This is a genomic window from Alkalinema pantanalense CENA528 (assembly GCF_050753345.1).
Taxonomy (GTDB): domain Bacteria; phylum Cyanobacteriota; class Cyanobacteriia; order Leptolyngbyales; family Leptolyngbyaceae; genus Alkalinema; species Alkalinema pantanalense.
On the sequence record NZ_JBLZFX010000077.1, the window covers coordinates 11,729 to 28,269 of the forward strand.

Sequence of the window (16,541 nt, forward strand, 5' to 3'; positions counted from 1 at the left end):
ATGTGTCTAGTAATGTGTCTAGTATGGAGTGACCATCGTACGGGAAATCACGACTGTGGTTCCCGTACAGCATCTAAAGCCCGTTGGTGGATCTCTTGAACATGGGCAATTTCCCGTGCAAAGCTGGGTTGGCGATCGATCATCTGATTCACAATAGGTAACGCCAACGCCATCACTTCCACATCCGTTAACGCCGCGATCGTCACTGGACTCATATCACCGGAAAACAACGCCATCACCCCAAAAAAATCACCGGGATATAGCACCATGACCTCATTTTCCTGTCCTTGCTCATCGGTGTAAATGATGCACCCTTGACCCGAAACAATAATGTACAACCGATCACTCAATTGCCCTTGGGCAATAATATGTTCCCCCCGTCCAAAATGTTGCAATCGCATTCCCGTTGCCAATGCCGTCTCGGGTTCTCGCTCTAGGGGAATGTGAGATGGAATCCGTTGGAGGTGCGCGGCGAGTTTTTGCTGATGGTTTTGGGTCGTAGTTGTGGGGCCATGGAAATGATACAGCGTGCGAATGGGAAAGGGAATGGAAAATTGATTGCGCTGGGCAATGTACCAGAGACGAGTCATCAGTTGACTACGAATCGCCTCCACGTCGCTATAATTTGCAATGAAAAACTTGATTTCATAGGTAATGGCTGAGTCCGCATACTGGAGCGTAAAAACTTGGGGGGCAGGATGCTGCAAGATGCCAGGAGTGGACATCGCCAGTTCCTCTAAGGCTTGCAGGACTTTATTCGGCGGATCGTTATAGGAAAATCCAATTTGTATCCGTTCTGCATGGAGCAGTTGGGGTTGGCTATAGTTGCGAATCACCTCATTGCTAATTAGCCGATGGGGAATGACAATCATGTGCCCCTCCAGGGTCAATAATCGCACCGATCGCCAATTCATATCCAACACCTGCCCCACCACTTCCCCCACCCGCAGCCAGTGACCCACCGTAAACGGTCGCTCAAAGAGTAGGGCAATCCCCGACATAATGCTGCCTAAGGTATCCTGTAACGCCAAGCCCAGCACGATCGAACTGACCCCCAGGGCCGTCGCCACTCCTGCCAAATCAGCATTCCACACCACCGCCGCCACAAAGGCCGCACCCACAAGAATTAATACCAAACGGGATAAATCAATCAGTAACTTCGGAACCCGCGATCGCCAGGTGTTTTCACTCGCCTTTTCAAAAAGTAGCGTGTTCAGTAACGACAACGAGCCGTGTAACATTGAAATCCAAAATAACGTAGCTAAAATCTTAAAACTACGATCGCCGATATTCCATTGCAGAACATGCTCTGTAAACAGTAATCCCGCTAAAATCGGCAAAATCAGATTACGGAAAATTTCCACAGTTTTCGCGAATTCTGGTCGCCGTCGGGATTGCTGCTGGATTACTTCTCCCAACAACACCACTAAACAAGGAAAAATAATGACCAATGCTAATGACCATAGCAATACGGAATTGGCAACGAATGACATAAGCTCTTTCCTCGGATGTTGCATTACCCTACTGCTGCCGGATGCTTGAGTCGCCAAGCCAGCAATTGTTGATCGTAGGCCAATTCAATGAGTTCTGCAGGTTCGAACGCATAGAGATCCTTAAGACGATCGTAAATTTCAGGCGAGACTAACATTGCACCAGCGGGACAGGCCGATCGCAAACTACTGGCAATATTAATCGTATCGCCCCAAACATCATAGATAAAGCGATTTTTACCCACAATTCCCGCAACGACATCTCCCGCGTTAATCCCAATGCGAACATTCAGCATCAGTCCATGGTCTCCTTGCGATCGTCGTAGGATGGTCAGCATTTCCATCGCAAAGTCAACGGCCCGTTTATCATAGTCTAAATAGGGCGTGGACAGTCCACAGACTGAAAGATAGCTATAGCCCATCGTTTTAATTTTTTCCATGCCATAGCGATTGCCGACATTATCAAAGGCTTCAACTAATTCGTTTAACAAGGTCACGCTTTCTTGGGTTGTGAAATTCTCTGTTAATTGCACAAATCCAGTTAATTCTGCGAACACAACGACAACATTGGGAATGCGTTCTGCAATATTTTTTTCCCCTTGTTTGAGCCGCCGCGCGATCGCATCGGGAAAGAGGCTTAGCAGGAGTTGTTCATTTTCTTTACTTTTTTGAGCCACTAAATTAGTCTGCACTCGCAAACTGTGAACCATCGCATTAAAGGACTGTGCTAAATGACCAAACTCATCCTGGGAGTTGATTTCTGCGACTGCATCAATTTCTCCAGATTCGATCGTCGCTGCATAGTTAATCAAGCGCTGAATGGGGCGGATAAACCAATTGGCGATCACCATAGCTAGTAACGTGAGCAGCAACATTAATAAAGTTGCAGAAATCAGTACCTGATAGGCAAAGGCGGAAATGGGTGCATAGGCTTCTGTTAAATCCATCTCCGACAGAATGACCCAATTGAGTCCTTCAATTCGTAACGGAGCATAGGAACTCAAAACTGCAATGTCACGATAATCCTGAATGATTTCGGTGCCCTGTTTACCGTACAGGGCAGCATTCACACCCTGGGTATCAACCTTTTGTTCCAGAATCGTACTTTTATAACTGGCAATGCGCTTAAGCGAAGCAGGGGGAGTTCCTAACTTTTCGAGGAGTTTTAAATAGCTTGCACTATCCTCCGTTAAAAAGCGAGACTGCGATCGCATGAATCGATCGGGCCCCACTAAGTAGGTTTCTCCCGTTTGTCCGAGGCCGTCCTGCTGCCAGTTATGATTGCCTGTCATGACACTGTTGATTTCATTAACCGGAATTTGAACGGCTAAGACGCCCAGAAACTCTGCGGCAAATAACTGACCACCCTCCGGATCGGTAGCCTCTGGATTGGCAGGATTCACACCACTGGCACCTCGATCGCCGTTATTGCGAGTTGTTTTGAAGATGGGGACGGCAATAAAGGCCGCAGGGGCTCCATAGGAAGGTGCATAGGGCGCGAAGTCAACAATGTGGGCGTAGTTTTTCTGTTTAGCCTGTCGGACTGTTTCCACCAAACGCGCCAAATTACTTTCGCTGTAGGCTCCTTGGGTTAAATCACTACCAAAATCCGTTTCTTTATAAACGGTGTAGACAATTTTGCCCGCTGGGTTAATTAAAAACAAATCGTAATAGCCAAATTTGTCAATAATTTCTCGAACCATCGGGTGATATTTGGCATGGAGGCGGCTATATTCGCTACCATCGGAAGCGGCATCCAAACGATGTTTTTGGCCGACGGCAAACTGGTTAGCGGCAATATAGTAGTCTTGTAAATATTGTGCAGCCGGGTTAGGGGGTAGATAGGCAGAGAGGACAGGCGTACCTTGCTCAGTTTCCGCTAAGCGGGGTAGAAATTTCTGGCTATAGTATTGACGCAATTCTTGCTGAGTTTTGGCAGAAATGGGAGCCTGTTCCAGTTGTTGATAGGCCCGATCGAGTTGCTGTAACGCATCAATGATGGTGAGGTCGGTGCTAAGAGTTTGGGTATGGGCTCTTAAAGTCTTGAAGTAGGATTCAATCTGATAGGCTTTAGAGGCCCGAAGGCTGGTCAGTTGATTGAAAACGCGATCGGTCAGATTGGCACGACCACTTTGGTATCCTAAGAAGGCTGTGATCCCAATGGAACATCCGCTTACAATCAACAGCATTACGATAAGTTTAGATTTGATACTGAGGTGGCGGAGTAACTTCATAGGAGAACCAGGCGACAATGCTATAGCCCAAGACAGTACCACAGCCTAAGACAGTACCACAGCCTAAGACAGTACTACAGCTAAAGACGGTACCGCAGCCTAAGACAGTACTACAGCTAAAGACGGTACCGCAGCCAAAGACAGTATTATTGTTTTTCCCAATGCTGGGCGGGAAGAGATGATGATTAATCAACCTATGCACAACTCAGATCATTCACAGTTCAGATAAACAGGTGGTTATTCAATGGTGCAAGTCAAACAATTTCCATGGGGGTCTATCTTTCTTCTTTTAGGAGCCTACACAGCCTTCGGTAAATTTTTAACCGAAACTGCAGACCCTTCCACCAGTTTTTGGATTGCGGCCATCTGGGCATTTATCCTAGCAATTTTCTTTGTTCATCCACTGACGAACATTGGCCGCTTTCTGAATGGCCGCTTTCAATCCGATGCCGTAGCCTTTACCAGTTTGGTGGGACTAGCCGCTATGGCATCAATTTTACTGAACTGGTTCAAGATCTTTCTGCCAGTATTCATGCTGCTAGCCTGTGAAGCTTTAGCACGGATCGATCTTCAGTCCGCTCGGTATGGTGAAAGAGTCTCCACTGTGATCATGACAATCACAGCTTGGATGGGGTTAGCATCGGGGTGGATGATTGGCCAAGTCCTATAGGGGAGACAATCACCGTTCATCTCCCTTCACCGTTCATCTCCCCTTGTTTCGGCTACGGTTGATAAAACACTCGGGCATCTAGCTCCCCTTCGCTCCGCAGATAATCACTCAACTGTTCAGCGGCCTGACGATTGCCATAGACCCCGATCGCAAAGTGCAAACCCAGCGGTTGCTCCCGCAGATTGGTGTTCCGGGCGGAAACGCCTAAATTCACCAGCCGCCGAGCCACGGCGTTAATTTGATCCACTTCGACCGGAACCACCACGTAGTAGCCTGTGGGCAAGGTGGTTCTCGAAGTCCGGGGTTGACCGGGGGAGTAGCGCTGAGCATCTACCCCCACCACTTGGGTTGCAATGCCCTGATTCGCGAATTGCTGGACTTGTTGAAAAGCTGCGTTTTGCGTACTAAATGCACCAACTTGAATCCACTGTTGTCCCCCGATCGTTGTGATAAATGCCTGGGGTTCAATTTGCTTGGCCCGATTGAGACTGACTGTATTGTCATTGACCAAAACGCGGTAGACCGGAAGCACAGCCTGGGCAGTCAGGCTAGGTTGAGCTACAGTGCTATTCACCGGAACCACACCCCAATTAGCGGGGGTAGAATTCTCAGGAGCCGCATTAGAAACCGTGGGTGGAGGCGGAGGCCCATCTGTCGTCTCGCTCCTTACCATGTTGAGAATCGATTGCGCCTGAGCTGGCAACCCCATTCCCAGAATTAACATCCCTATCAAAACACGGTATACCCCCAGCTTCCCCGCAATCCTGGGCTGCCACCTAAGATTTCGCCAAAACAACGGCAAGCAAGATTCCATCGATCGCACTCCACAGACCTAAAAACAGGAACTGATCAAACAGGGACTGGCTTACAAATGGCACTGTCCGCTAATGTGCTGTCAATGTAACATAGCTCTCTTGTTGTGAATGGCAAAGTTTTGCGATGTCAACTTTGCACCGATCAAGCCGCAGAGAATCTAATCAAGCCGCAGAGAATCTAAGCGTTCCCCGATTGCCGTCTAGGGTCACGGGAACGCCTAGGGGCAATGCGATATTAACGCCCTCATGGCCAAAGGGAAGATCTGCCACGATCGGAATGCCCAAATCTCCCAAGCGATCGCGCAACACTTCTTCCACCGAAAAGCTGGGGATGTGACTCGGGGCATCACACAGGCTGAACCGACCCAGGGCAATGCCTGCCACCTGCTGCAAGGCTCCTGTCATGCGCCATTGGGTCAACATGCGATCGATGCGATAGGGGGCTTCTCCCACATCTTCCAAGGCCAGAATCACCCCCTGGAAATCCGGTTGATAGGGGGTACTGAGTAAGTGCGTTGCCACGGTCAGATTGGCTGGCAGTAGCAACCCGGTGGCGCTGCCGCCCCCCCAGCCCTTCCCGTGGATAGGTTCCAGCGATCGACCTTCGAGTAAGTCAAATAAATGCAACAAAGACCAGCCGGGTTCCTGACCGATCGTCGTCAGCAAAGGCCCATGAACCCCGCTGATGCCCTCCAGACTCCAGGCCCACAACAAACTGGTGATATCGGAAAAGCCCACCAGCCACTTGGGATTGCTCAGATTGGGATTGCTCAGATTGGGATCGCTCAGATTGGGATTGCTCAGAGTCAGATCGCCCCGCGTTGCCTGCCAAGTTTCTAGCAACCTAGCTCCACCCCAGCCGCCCCGCACACAGAGAATGGCGCGATAGTCCGGGTTGGCCAAGGCCATCGCTAACTGCTGACAACGCGCTTCATCGGTGCCTGCCAGGTAGCCCCAGCGATCGTCATAGCCCGCCATGATATCCACCTGGTAGCCCCGTGCCTGCCAAATTTCCACGCCTTGCTGGAATGCCGTTTGTTCTCGTAAGGCACCGCTAGGCGCGATCGCACAGAGCAAATCACCAGGTTTAAGCGGAGGGGGAAAACGGCACGGACGCATTCAAGATCTCTCATACAACGTGACAAGCATTCATTGTCCCTGATGTTATTCAGGGAGAGCAAACCGTTAGAGCAAATCATCACAAAAAAAGATTGGACAGAGGATTATTGCGCTAATTCGTTGGATTTGTGGTTCAGAATTTCGATGAACCAAGCCTCAGCCCGTTCTCCTAAGGCGACGAGGGAGTAAGTCATTTCAGCTTCTCGGTAGCAGATAGTGCGAGAAATTTGGGGGATTTTGTAGATAGCTTGCACCAATCCTTCTACGGAGTCGGGTTCCACTAGCCAGCCTGTATAGCCCGATTGAATAATTTCGGCAGGGCCACCCCGGCGGTAGGCAATGACCGGAACCCCGCAGGCTAGGGCTTCGATCACGACGTTGCCAAAGGCTTCCACCCACTTCGGCGTCATCAAGAGGGCTTGGGCACGGCCTAGGGCTTGCTGCAATTTCTGGGTGGATAGAAATCCCATCCATTCCATAGCGGCCTGGGGATAGTCAGCTTGGATCTGTGCCCAGTAGGCCGGATCTTGGATTACGCCGAAAATCTTCAGCGGCAATCCAGTTTTGGCAGCCGCTTGCACGGCATCTTCCAGTCCCTTTTCCGGGGCAATCCGACCGACCCAGGCCAGAAAATCGTCAGGATTTTGGCAAAACTCGTACTGGGACAGATCTACGCCATTTCGCAGGTTGAAGTAGGTAAAGCCTGCTTCAAAGGTCTGGGCTTGGGCGCTGCTGTGCATGGCGATCGTATTGGGAAAGGAGTCTGCCACATCCACAATGGCCTGATCCATGGCATCCGATAGCGACCCCATGCTAACCAAGTGGGCGATCGGCGTTTCAAAAAAGGGCGTTAGATAAAAGGGCAGCCAATCGTAGGCAAAGTTGACAATGAGGTCATAACGATTCTGGACTTGCCGCACATAGCTCCACAAATTGCCCAGAACAGCATTGCTGGGCATGGTAATGGGTGCATCTCGGCCTTGACTTTGCGCCGTCGTTTGTAAGTTCCCGACAATCTCAACCAGCGAAAAATCATCGAGCTGCGAACCCTCCGGCGCGACGACGGTGATGGAATGCCCCCGCTGCTGGAGGGCGATCGCTAAATTACGCAGCGTCAGTTCTACCCCGCCCCCCAAGCCTGAGCCCAGAGCGCCCACGGGGGTTGAGACAAACAACAGTTTGAGCGATCGCATAGCCTATTTATCCATGAGCACAGTCCACTTTGTTAGTATCCCATGGGGCTTCCGCTGGAGAAAAGTTTAGCGGATGGGGAACCTTCTGGAGTCCTCTCAGAATTGTTTCTGGGGCGATCGTTAATTGAGCGATTCCGGTCGATCGCTCGATCGGGCAGTCGCATCCAGTTTTGCCAGGTCGATCGAGGCCTATTTAATCCGGTTGACCTTGGCTAAGGCCCACTGTGCCGTTGCTTGTACCTCTGTATCGGGATCTTCGGTAGCTGTGTGGAGCAGTTGGCTAATCTGAGCGACCAAATCGTAAATACGGGTGACATCACGAATGGCGTTCTTGCGGACATCGGCATTCTCATTTTGCAAGGAAAGCGCGAGGGCTCGGCTCATTGGCTTCAGGGTGCGGGTGCCAATCTCCGACAGCGCCGACAGAATTAAGCTTTGCTCCCGAGAATCCGAGTCCAACAGCAGATCCACTAAAGGCTGCACCGCACGACTATCTCCCCGTTGGCCCAATTCCCAAATGACTTTTTGACGTTTTTGCGGATCGCATTGCTGGAGTTCTTGGAGCAGTGCATCGACAACGTTGTGTTTGCTGAGGCGGAGAGGGGGAGAAGAGTGGGTGGGCAGAACGGTGGTGGTGGAAGCTTCAATGGATGGAGCGATCACAGGATTAACCTGGGGTTCACTATCGGTGGGGACAGGAACCGGAATTTCAGAAGCTGGAGTTGCAGGGGCTGGAGTTGCAGGAGCTGGAGTTGCAGGAGCTGGAATTTCAGAAGCTGGAGTTGCAGGGGCTGGAGTTGTCGGAACCGAAGCCACTGGGGCCACTCGCTGCGTGAGTGGAATGTAGCCTTGGGGGGCTGGGGTTCCTTGGGGGCCTGCTGGATCTGGAGCAACTTGGGGAAATTGGCCGATCGTCGATCGGCGTAGAAGCAAGGCAACCGTACCTACGCCTACACCCACGACCGATAGCCCCATCAAGCCTGGAATGAGCATCTTCTTGAGGGAGGGTTTGGACAGGGAACGGGCGGAGGAGGGAGGGGATGGCTGGGCTTTTTTCTCTGCGGATTTTTCGGAAGTGGGTGCAGATTTTTCAGCGGCTGCTTGAACAGGCTGGGTTGATGGCGAAGCACTCTGGGCGGATGCGGATAATGCTGAAGTGGGCATCCAGCTACCGATCCCCACTAAACAGACAATCCACACCCACTGTAGACAAGGTTTGAGGTCATGGTTGAGGGGGCGGCAATGAGATTGTCGGTTGGGGGAGCAGGAAGCCATAACGTTCAATTACGCTCAGCGCGATCGTCAATAATATTCTTCAGATTGCACAAACTTTGCTCAATCCTAACCGTCTGGTTCGGTTTACGGTGAAGAAATTTTGTGATCGGGGCTGGAATCGTCGGCTAAACCGACTGCTATAGCTGCCATGGTACTGCCATCTGCCCGATCACCATCTACCCGCGATCGATCGGGATCAAGCGAGTCATTGGCTGCTGGCCAGAGCTTGGCCGCCAGCGCATCCCGCTGATTGATTGCATAAATACTCACCAACGTTAAAGCTACGCCCAGCCATTGGTAGGGTTCCAAATTTTCAGCCAGGAAAAAATTGCCAAAGGTTAGGGCGAAGACGGGCGTTAAAAAGGTCAGGGAACTCAGGCTGGTTAAGTTGCCTTGGGAGGCGAAGTAGAAGAACAAGCCATAGGACAGGGCACTGCCGAAGACTGTGGAATAACCCAAGGCTAGCCAATCGGTAGCGGTTAAGGCCGTCCATTGATCAACTTCCAGCCAGTCGGACAGGACAAACAAAGGCAAGCCCCCCAGCACCATATGCCAACCCGTTGCCACAACTGGATCGACATGGCGGGAAACGTAGCGCACCATCACTGTCCCGATCGCCATGGACAAGGCCGCCATCAGCATGAGCCATTGGCCGTTATCAAACAGGCTGCTGATCAGATCCAGGGGCACAAAACTGAAACTCGCGCAACTCCACACGGTCGGATCGACCCACTGCCTAATCCATTCCTGGGGCAACCCCAACAAACTGATGCCCCCAACGCCCAGGAGGAGCCCGATCGCCCCGATTAAACCAATCTTTTCACCAAATAAAATCCAGGCTAGGAGTGCCACGGCCAAGGGTTGGGAGTCAATCATCACCGAACCCAAACCCGCCCCTGTGCGGGTCAATCCCTGGGCCAGAAAGCCTTGGAACAGCGTGCCATCTACCAGGGCAAACAGTGCAATCCACAGCCAAGCTTTCCAGGTTTTTGGCTGCTCTCGGCGGCTGAGCATCGCAGCGACTAATACCAAAAATCCCGCTGGTACCAAGCGAAATCCCGCGAGGAAAAACGGTGTGGTATCGGCGATCGCGCCCTTCATGGCGACCATTGCCGTCCCCCAAAAGAAAAAGGGAGCAATCAACAGCAGCGCCGAAATGGATTTCCCCTGGGGAAGCTTTGACAGCATGGCAAGGTTAAGAGCGTGGAAGGATTAGTTAAATTATGTATTTGTGTAAAGTATTTGTATAGGGTGTGAAGCAGAGAAATCCTGCAATTCGCCCGATCGAGTTGGCTGTATGGCATTCACTGCCCACTTTTTACCGCAGGCAAGCTCTTTTCAGCATTTCAGTCCCTCTCAAAATTTTCTACCAACCATGTTTCCATTTCGTCCCCATTACAAAAAACAGATTGCCCGCATTGAAATTCAAGGTGCGATCGCCAGTGCCACTCGGAAGCGTGTGTTGGAAGCGCTGAAAGAGGTGGAGGAGCGGAAGTTTCCAGCATTGCTCCTGCGCATCGATAGTCCCGGCGGCACCGTGGGCGACTCCTACGAAATCTACAGTGCCCTCAAACGCCTCCAAACCAAGGGCTGTAAGATGGTTGCGAGTTTTGGTAATATTTCCGCGTCGGGTGGTGTATTCATTGGGGTGGCCGCCCAGCACATCATGGCCAACCCCGGCACCATTACGGGCAGCATTGGCGTCATTCTGCGGGGCAATAACCTGGAGCGGCTGCTCGATCGGGTAGGCGTGTCCTTTAAGGTGATTAAATCGGGGCCGTATAAAGATATCCTGTCCTTCGATCGGGAATTAACCGAGCCAGAGCAGCAGATTCTCCAAGACTTGATCGACACCAGTTATGAGCAATTTGTCCAGGTGGTGGCGGAGGGGCGGAAGTTGGCACCGGATGCCGTGAAGCAGTTCGCTGATGGTCGGATTTTCACCGGTGAGCAAGCGTTGGAGCTGGGGCTGATCGATCGCCTCGGGACGGAAGAGGATGCCCGCCGCTGGGCTGCGGAACTAGCAGGGTTGGATCCGGAAAAGGCCAAGGTGTTTCGGTTTGAGGAACCCAAGCCTTTGCTCAGCCGAATCACTGGCAGTCAATCCAACCTAAAACCCTGGGTGAAGGTACCTGCCTTGCAAACGGGGATCGATTGGCTAGAGTTTGAGTTAGAAACCCAGGGGATGCCGCTCTGGTTATATCGTCCCTAGTGAGCTACCTAAATGAGTCACCTATTGGCAATGGCTGTTCCAAATGGCTAGGCTGGTAACGGAGATCTCAGATTGGGGATCCTGCTGTTGCCCTAGCTGAAAGCACCGGCGACAGCAAGATTCAACGGATTTTGCAGACAACGCCCGCATCCTACCACCCTAGGGTCCTCTACGATTTTGCGACGGTTCTCCGGGCGGCGGTTGTGTCCAGATCTCCTATGATTAGTTTGCTCACCTCATTTCATACCCGGAGGATACCTAACGTGCACTGGCGAGTTCGAGCAATTCGGGGCGCAATCACCGTCACTGAAAATACAAAAGACGCGATCGCAGATGCAGTGACAGAGTTGTTGGATGAGCTGGAGTCCCGGAATCCGCTGGATTTGTCAGAGGTTGTTAGCGTAACCTTCTCCGTCACCCGAGATTTAGATGCCATTTTTCCAGCGGCGATCGCCCGGAAGCGTCCCGGCTGGGATCAGGTTCCTCTGATGGATTTTCAGCACATGTATGTAGCAGGCAGTTTGGAACGGTGTATTCGGCTATTGCTGCATTTCAACACCCCTGATCCAGCCCAACAAATCTATCACCCCTACTTGCGAGATGCGCGAATTCTTCGTCCAGATTTAGCGCTGATGGCCCCCTTGGTTCAAAGTTAGTGCGCTAGTTCGCGCTCTGATCCGCTCTAAGTTTGTTTTTCCCGTCAGTTGCAAGTCAGTTGCGAGTCAGTTGCTAGGCAACTTGTCACCTCGACCCGCAAATCTAACCCTAGTTGGATCGACTAGCCACAGATTGAGTCGTGTCCTAGGCGATGGCTTGAGTCATGGCCTTGGCCGTGGCTTGAGTAGGCGCTTGGACTCGTTGCTGAAGTTTGCTAATTGCAAAATTTCCCAGGGTCAACGCCACCGCCACCCTTCCAAGATCCCAATTCATGGAATAATGAAGTCTCTGTAGGAGAGCATTGCTGCTACTAATGGCTGCAACTAATTGAGGAAGGTTATGACTGAGACTGAAATCTTTGAAAAAGTAAAAAGCATCGTGGTAGATCAACTCAGCGTGGAAGCGGATAAGGTTGTTCCTGAAGCTAGCTTCCAAAATGATCTCGGTGCTGATTCCCTGGATACCGTTGAACTCGTGATGGCTCTGGAAGAAGAGTTCGACATTGAAATTCCCGATGAAGCTGCGGAAAGCATTGCAACCGTCCAAGCGGCTGTGGACTTTATCAAAGAGAAGTCTGCTTAATTGTTAAAGTTTCGGGTTCTGGGTTTTGGGTTTTCAGTTCTGACTCTGGCTCAAGACTCAAGCTTCAAGACTCAGAACTTTTGACCTCACCTTTGAACTGTAAATCATGGCAAATCCTGGATATAAGCGCGTTGTAGTCACAGGTCTCGGTGCAATTACGCCGATCGGCAATACTTTAGAAGAGTATTGGGACGGATTGATGGCGGGTCGGAATGGCATCGGGCCGATTACGTTGTTTGACGCCTCTGCTCACGACTGTCGGATTGCAGCGGAAGTGAAGAACTTCGACCCCAGTGCGTATATGCCGCCCAAAGAGGCGAAGCGCATGGATCGCTTTGTTCAGTTTGCAGTGGCCGCCAGTAAGCAGGCAGTTGCTGATGCCAAATTGGAAATTAATGAGTTGAATGCTGAGCAAGTTGGGGTACTGATTGGGACCGGAATTGGAGGTCTCAAGGTGCTCGAGGATCAGCACGAGATTTATCGGACTAAAGGCCCCGATCGTTGTAGCCCGTTCATGATTCCCATGATGATTGCCAACATGGCAGCGGGGGTGACGGCAATTCAGTTGGGAGCTAAGGGGCCGAACTCCTGTTCTGTGACGGCCTGTGCGGCGGGTTCCAATGCGATCGGGGATGCGTTCCGGATTGTGCGCGGTGGCTATGCCCAAGCGATGATTTGCGGCGGTACGGAAGCAGCGGTGACTCCGTTGTCAGTGGCGGGTTTTGTGGCCTGTAAGGCGGCTTGCACCAGCCGCAATGATGACCCCAGCCATGCCAGCCGTCCCTTCGATCGCGATCGTAACGGCTTTGTTCTTGGCGAAGGATCGGGAATTCTCGTCATTGAGGAAATGGAACACGCGATCGCGCGGGGAGCCAGAATTTACGCCGAGTTGGTGGGCTACGGTGCCACCTGTGACGCTTACCACATGACGGGTCAAACGCCCGGTGGGTTGGATGCGGCTCGGGCGATCTCTCTAGCGCTGAAGGATGCGGATTTGCTGCCGGAGTCGGTGAGCTATATCAACGCCCACGGCACCAGTACGCCAATCAATGACCCCAATGAAACGGCGGCGATTAAATTGTCGCTGGGCGATCATGCCTACAAGATTACGGTCAGTTCCACCAAGTCCATGACGGGGCACTTGCTGGGCGGTGCGGGTGGTATTGAGGCGGTGGCCAGTGTCATGGCGATCGCCAACGATCGGGTTCCTCCGACGATCAATTTAGACAATCCCGACGAGGGTTGCGATTTAGATTACGTCGCGAACGAAAGCCGGGAGCAGGTCGTGGATGTGGCGCTGTCCAACTCCTTTGGATTCGGCGGTCACAATGTGACGCTGGCGTTTAAGAAGTTTGTGCCGTAGCACGATCGCTAAATACTGACCTAAAAACCGGGGTTCTTCAAGAACCCCGGTTTTTGTCTGAGGATTTATCGCTCAGCCAACTTCTGAACAAAGGCTTGATGGCTGGGATCCGCAAGCCCCTGTTGCAGCACCTTGAGAACCTCGGTGATGTTGCCATCCAAGAGTGCAGGAATTGCTAGCCATAACCCTGGAAATACGCGACTGCGAATGATGCCATCGGTATCCGGTTCCACCCCCACAAATTCCTCCGCTTGTAAGTGGAACCAACTTAAGCGATTTTCAAAGGTTTGCCAGACGAGATATTCCTGAACCCCATTGCGACGATAGGCGTTTTGCTTGGCTCCCAAATCGATCGCGGCACTACTGGCTGCAATTTCGGCGATGAGTTCCGGTGCCCCTTCAATGTAGCCATCGTCACTGATGGTTGAACTTCCTCCAGTTTCAATGCGCAGTAAGGCGTCCGGTTGGGGTTCATTGTCCATGTCCAGCCTGGTGGTGGTGTTATCTGCCACGCTGACGCCAGGGGTTGCAGCCCAATACACGGTTAACCACCCGATCAATGCCGCATGGGGGGTGCCGTGGAAAACTCTGACGGGGGATGCCACGTAAACCACTCCTTCAATCAGTTCGGCTTTAAATTTTTCAGGGGTTGCTTCGTAGCGACGCTCGAATTCTGCACGGGTCAGTCGATCGCCGCTTTCTAGGGGAGGAATCGGCAGGTTGCGGGCAAAGGGCTGGAGAACCATAGGCAGCAATGGGAAATGGAGAATTACTAAAAACTGGGAGTCTGAATCGTACTTTTAGTAGGAATAAGGAGAGTTAGTAGAATCCTGATTTTTGTCACTGGTGGCTAGGCAAAAATCTGGGCGATCGCGGTGCTGAATCCTGGGAGGAGTGGTGAGGTGAGGGTGTCGGGTTCGAGGAGGGTGGTGACTAGTTGGAGTTGGGCGTCGGTGCGGCGATAGATTTCTAGGGTTTTGAGTTGCCAGTTGACGATCCAATATTCCTGTACGCCATGGCGGGAGTACAGCTTGAGTTTGACTTCCCGATCGCGTTGCTCGTTGAGCGCACCGGGAGACAGGATTTCAACCATCAACTCCGGCGCAACTACGAGGTGGCCCGCTTCATCCACGCCATTGGCCAGACGGGTTTGGCTAATCCAGACCACATCCGGGATGACGGCATCGGTCGGAGTGAAAATAACGCCTGGAGTCTGAAAGGGTTCCCCCAGTTGAGTGATTTTTGACCAAATTGCCAACTCTACATAGATGCGGCCACCTGCGGATTGGTGGCGGATGTGGGGGGCGCGGGTCACAAATAATTCTCCATCAATAATTTCGTAGCGTTTCCAGCCGCCATCGTCGGGCATGGCATCTAGATCGCGAGTTGTCCACCGCAGGGAGGGAGTAACCATTGGGATGACCGTTAAGCTTAGTTTTAGTGTAGTCGATCGATTACAAGGAGTAATATCAAATCAACTTGTGATTGCAATCCATAACGATCCCCCTAAATCCCCCTTAATAAGGGGGACTTTGAAAGAATTTGCCTGAATTTCCCCCTTAATAAGAGGGCTAGGGGGGATCGAATCTGTGGCATTGATAAATTAATTTGGTATAACAACCGGGGTTCTTTTAGTGACTTCTAAAAATTGAGCGTGTAAATAGAACCCCAGTTTTTGCTTAAACCATCACTGGGTGGAACGCTCACGTTGCATCAAGCTGAAGTATTGCCAATGAGAACCGGGAACAGGAACGGGAATGCTCCAGTGAATACGATCGCTAAACCGAAGCACATGTAGTTGATTAAGTAGGAGGGGTAAATTAAATGTAAGATAGAAGGAACTTTTTTCTCTTTAAAATGCCAGCCCCTCTCCGTATCATTCTTAGCCCAGAAGACGATGAAATGTTGAGCGAATTGAGAGTCGCAACAACCGTTCCTCAACGAACCCGCGACCGTGCTCATATGCTTCGGTTAAACGCTCAAGGCTGGAATGTGCCTGCGATTGCTGAGGTATTTGACTGCCATGAGCACACCGTCCGAGCAACGATTAAACGCTGGAATGACCGGGGTCTATCGGGATTATGGGAAGCCCCCGGACGGGGCGCAAAACGGCGTTGGACCGAAGCAGATATGGAATTTATCGAAGCTTGTCTGGAAGACCCTAGCCAAACCTATAACAGTGTCCAAATCTCTCGAAAACTTAAGGATGCAGGTCTGGTCAACCTGAGTAGTGACCGATTACGAGAGATCATTAAAAAAAAGACTACCGCTGGAAACGAACGCGCCATAGCCATCGCAAAAAACAAGACAAGGCACAACGGGCCATCAAACAAGCAGACCTAGATATGCTCAAACAATGGGCCAGTCTGGACCTGATCGATGTGAAGTACTTGGATGAATCAGGGTTTGCCCTTTGGAGTCCCATCTGCTACGGCTACAGTCGGATTGGAGCGCAAAAACGACAAGAACAGACTCAGATCGTTTACGGCAGTCGTCGCATCAGTATTTTAGGGGTATGGGAAGGGGGCAAGGGATTTGAGTATGCCTTAGTCAAAGGTGGGTTTAACAGCGATAGTTACATTAAGGTGATGAATTGGATCGCTGAGAAAGCGGCTCAGACCTTAGCGACCACGGGGAAAATAACGGTGGTGGTTCAGGACAATGGCTCATGGCATAAGAGTAAAGTGACTCAAGCCCAATGGGATACTTGGGCAGAACAAGGACTGATCATGTTTTTTCTACCGCCTTATTGCTCAGAAATGAATCCCATTGAAGGGGAGTGGCATCAGTTAAAAGCTCACGAGATCTCAGGACAGATGTTCGATAATTCCTATGACTTAGCCATGGCCGTTATCGCTGGGGTAGAAAACCGCTATTTTCCCAAAGGTTATAAGGTTGAACGTTTTATATTTAATTCAGCCTAGCTACTTA

Annotated in this window: 17 protein-coding genes and 1 pseudogene; 7 read left to right on the forward strand and 11 right to left on the reverse strand. The window is 51.3% G+C overall.

Annotation, left to right across the window (positions count from 1 at the left end):
* Positions 1 to 47: 47 nt before the first annotated feature.
* Genes ACN4EG_RS20210 through ACN4EG_RS20220 form a run of 3 tightly spaced genes read right to left on the reverse strand, consistent with a single transcriptional unit; the run spans position 48 to position 3,926 of the window.
* Entirely contained in the window at positions 48 to 1,493 is a 1,446-nt protein-coding gene (locus tag ACN4EG_RS20210; protein WP_431631993.1) for a cyclic nucleotide-binding domain-containing protein, read from the reverse strand.
* Between the two features lie 23 nt (positions 1,494 to 1,516).
* Positions 1,517 to 3,679, reverse strand: coding sequence for an adenylate/guanylate cyclase domain-containing protein (locus tag ACN4EG_RS20215; protein ID WP_431631994.1), 2,163 nt, complete (start codon positions 3,677 to 3,679; stop codon positions 1,517 to 1,519).
* Positions 3,680 to 3,689: 10 nt separating this feature from the next.
* A complete protein-coding gene (locus ACN4EG_RS20220) occupies positions 3,690 to 3,926 on the reverse strand; it encodes a hypothetical protein (protein WP_431631995.1) in 237 nt (78 codons plus the stop codon).
* Positions 3,927 to 3,968: 42 nt separating this feature from the next.
* Between ACN4EG_RS20220 and ACN4EG_RS20225 the strand changes: the two genes are divergently transcribed.
* Positions 3,969 to 4,394: a hypothetical protein gene (locus ACN4EG_RS20225; protein ID WP_431631996.1), complete on the forward strand. Its 426-nt coding sequence runs from the start codon at positions 3,969 to 3,971 to the stop codon at positions 4,392 to 4,394.
* Between the two features lie 52 nt (positions 4,395 to 4,446).
* On the opposite strand, the gene ACN4EG_RS20230 is transcribed toward ACN4EG_RS20225, so the two are convergent.
* From ACN4EG_RS20230 to ACN4EG_RS20240, 3 genes are all read right to left on the reverse strand, one after another.
* Entirely contained in the window at positions 4,447 to 5,208 is a 762-nt protein-coding gene (locus tag ACN4EG_RS20230) for a hypothetical protein (protein ID WP_431631997.1), read from the reverse strand.
* Between the two features lie 163 nt (positions 5,209 to 5,371).
* Positions 5,372 to 6,328 carry a S66 peptidase family protein gene (locus ACN4EG_RS20235; RefSeq protein ID WP_431631998.1) on the reverse strand — a complete coding sequence of 319 codons (957 nt, stop codon included), beginning with the start codon at positions 6,326 to 6,328 and terminating at the stop codon, positions 5,372 to 5,374.
* Positions 6,329 to 6,432: 104 nt separating this feature from the next.
* Entirely contained in the window at positions 6,433 to 7,521 is a 1,089-nt protein-coding gene (locus ACN4EG_RS20240; RefSeq protein WP_431631999.1) for a glycosyltransferase family 4 protein, read from the reverse strand.
* 42 nt (positions 7,522 to 7,563) lie between these two features.
* On the opposite strand from ACN4EG_RS20240, the gene ACN4EG_RS20245 reads away from it, so the two are divergent.
* Positions 7,564 to 7,737 carry a hypothetical protein gene (locus ACN4EG_RS20245; protein ID WP_431632000.1) on the forward strand — a complete coding sequence of 58 codons (174 nt, stop codon included), beginning with the start codon at positions 7,564 to 7,566 and terminating at the stop codon, positions 7,735 to 7,737.
* Here the strand turns inward: ACN4EG_RS20245 and ACN4EG_RS20250 are convergent.
* Both ACN4EG_RS20250 and ACN4EG_RS20255 read right to left on the reverse strand, forming a co-directional pair.
* Entirely contained in the window at positions 7,711 to 8,796 is a 1,086-nt protein-coding gene (locus ACN4EG_RS20250; RefSeq protein WP_431632001.1) for a HEAT repeat domain-containing protein, read from the reverse strand. The two genes, ACN4EG_RS20245 and ACN4EG_RS20250, sit on opposite strands and share 27 nt — an antisense overlap.
* A gap of 84 nt (positions 8,797 to 8,880) precedes the next feature.
* Positions 8,881 to 9,984 carry a DMT family transporter gene (locus ACN4EG_RS20255; RefSeq protein WP_431632002.1) on the reverse strand — a complete coding sequence of 368 codons (1,104 nt, stop codon included), beginning with the start codon at positions 9,982 to 9,984 and terminating at the stop codon, positions 8,881 to 8,883.
* Between the two features lie 109 nt (positions 9,985 to 10,093).
* Between ACN4EG_RS20255 and sppA the strand changes: the two genes are divergently transcribed.
* Both sppA and aroH read left to right on the forward strand, forming a co-directional pair.
* On the forward strand, positions 10,094 to 11,008 hold the full coding sequence (gene sppA, locus ACN4EG_RS20260) for a signal peptide peptidase SppA (RefSeq protein WP_431632003.1): 915 nt from the start codon (positions 10,094 to 10,096) through the stop codon (positions 11,006 to 11,008).
* A 263-nt stretch (positions 11,009 to 11,271) separates the two neighbouring features.
* Positions 11,272 to 11,664, forward strand: a complete 393-nt coding sequence (gene aroH / locus ACN4EG_RS20265) for a chorismate mutase (protein ID WP_431632004.1) — start codon at positions 11,272 to 11,274, stop codon at positions 11,662 to 11,664.
* Between the two features lie 145 nt (positions 11,665 to 11,809).
* Here aroH and ACN4EG_RS20270 read toward each other — a convergent pair whose 3' ends face one another.
* On the reverse strand, positions 11,810 to 11,938 hold the full coding sequence (locus tag ACN4EG_RS20270; RefSeq protein WP_431632005.1) for a hypothetical protein: 129 nt from the start codon (positions 11,936 to 11,938) through the stop codon (positions 11,810 to 11,812).
* Positions 11,939 to 12,004: 66 nt separating this feature from the next.
* Between ACN4EG_RS20270 and ACN4EG_RS20275 the strand changes: the two genes are divergently transcribed.
* Entirely contained in the window at positions 12,005 to 12,247 is a 243-nt protein-coding gene (locus ACN4EG_RS20275) for an acyl carrier protein (RefSeq protein ID WP_431632006.1), read from the forward strand.
* A gap of 106 nt (positions 12,248 to 12,353) precedes the next feature.
* Positions 12,354 to 13,610, forward strand: coding sequence for a beta-ketoacyl-ACP synthase II (gene fabF, locus ACN4EG_RS20280; protein ID WP_431632007.1), 1,257 nt, complete (start codon positions 12,354 to 12,356; stop codon positions 13,608 to 13,610).
* A gap of 65 nt (positions 13,611 to 13,675) precedes the next feature.
* Here fabF and ACN4EG_RS20285 read toward each other — a convergent pair whose 3' ends face one another.
* Positions 13,676 to 14,356, reverse strand: coding sequence for a Uma2 family endonuclease (locus ACN4EG_RS20285; RefSeq protein WP_431632008.1), 681 nt, complete (start codon positions 14,354 to 14,356; stop codon positions 13,676 to 13,678).
* Positions 14,357 to 14,460: 104 nt separating this feature from the next.
* A complete protein-coding gene (locus tag ACN4EG_RS20290; protein ID WP_431632009.1) occupies positions 14,461 to 15,024 on the reverse strand; it encodes a Uma2 family endonuclease in 564 nt (187 codons plus the stop codon).
* A gap of 443 nt (positions 15,025 to 15,467) precedes the next feature.
* Here ACN4EG_RS20290 and ACN4EG_RS20295 point away from each other — a divergent pair.
* Positions 15,468 to 16,534: pseudogene (locus ACN4EG_RS20295) on the forward strand (IS630 family transposase).
* The last annotated feature ends 7 nt before the right edge of the window (positions 16,535 to 16,541 follow it).

Excerpts from the sequence above, each read along its gene's own strand:
- ACN4EG_RS20210 (WP_431631993.1), bottom strand. The coding sequence starts at position 1,493 with ATGTCATTCGTTGCCAATTCCGTATTGCTATGGTCATTAGCATTGGTC.
- ACN4EG_RS20215 (WP_431631994.1), bottom strand. The coding sequence starts at position 3,679 with ATGCTGTTGATTGTAAGCGGATGTTCCATTGGGATCACAGCCTTCTTA.
- ACN4EG_RS20225 (WP_431631996.1), top strand. The coding sequence starts at position 3,969 with ATGGTGCAAGTCAAACAATTTCCATGGGGGTCTATCTTTCTTCTTTTA.
- ACN4EG_RS20230 (WP_431631997.1), bottom strand. The coding sequence starts at position 5,208 with ATGGAATCTTGCTTGCCGTTGTTTTGGCGAAATCTTAGGTGGCAGCCC.
- ACN4EG_RS20235 (WP_431631998.1), bottom strand. The coding sequence starts at position 6,328 with ATGCGTCCGTGCCGTTTTCCCCCTCCGCTTAAACCTGGTGATTTGCTC.
- ACN4EG_RS20240 (WP_431631999.1), bottom strand. The coding sequence starts at position 7,521 with ATGCGATCGCTCAAACTGTTGTTTGTCTCAACCCCCGTGGGCGCTCTG.
- ACN4EG_RS20245 (WP_431632000.1), top strand. The coding sequence starts at position 7,564 with ATGGGGCTTCCGCTGGAGAAAAGTTTAGCGGATGGGGAACCTTCTGGA.
- ACN4EG_RS20250 (WP_431632001.1), bottom strand. The coding sequence starts at position 8,796 with ATGGCTTCCTGCTCCCCCAACCGACAATCTCATTGCCGCCCCCTCAAC.
- ACN4EG_RS20255 (WP_431632002.1), bottom strand. The coding sequence starts at position 9,984 with ATGCTGTCAAAGCTTCCCCAGGGGAAATCCATTTCGGCGCTGCTGTTG.
- sppA (WP_431632003.1), top strand. The coding sequence starts at position 10,094 with ATGGCATTCACTGCCCACTTTTTACCGCAGGCAAGCTCTTTTCAGCAT.
- ACN4EG_RS20270 (WP_431632005.1), bottom strand. The coding sequence starts at position 11,938 with ATGAATTGGGATCTTGGAAGGGTGGCGGTGGCGTTGACCCTGGGAAAT.
- ACN4EG_RS20275 (WP_431632006.1), top strand. The coding sequence starts at position 12,005 with ATGACTGAGACTGAAATCTTTGAAAAAGTAAAAAGCATCGTGGTAGAT.
- fabF (WP_431632007.1), top strand. The coding sequence starts at position 12,354 with ATGGCAAATCCTGGATATAAGCGCGTTGTAGTCACAGGTCTCGGTGCA.
- ACN4EG_RS20285 (WP_431632008.1), bottom strand. The coding sequence starts at position 14,356 with ATGGTTCTCCAGCCCTTTGCCCGCAACCTGCCGATTCCTCCCCTAGAA.
- ACN4EG_RS20290 (WP_431632009.1), bottom strand. The coding sequence starts at position 15,024 with ATGGTTACTCCCTCCCTGCGGTGGACAACTCGCGATCTAGATGCCATG.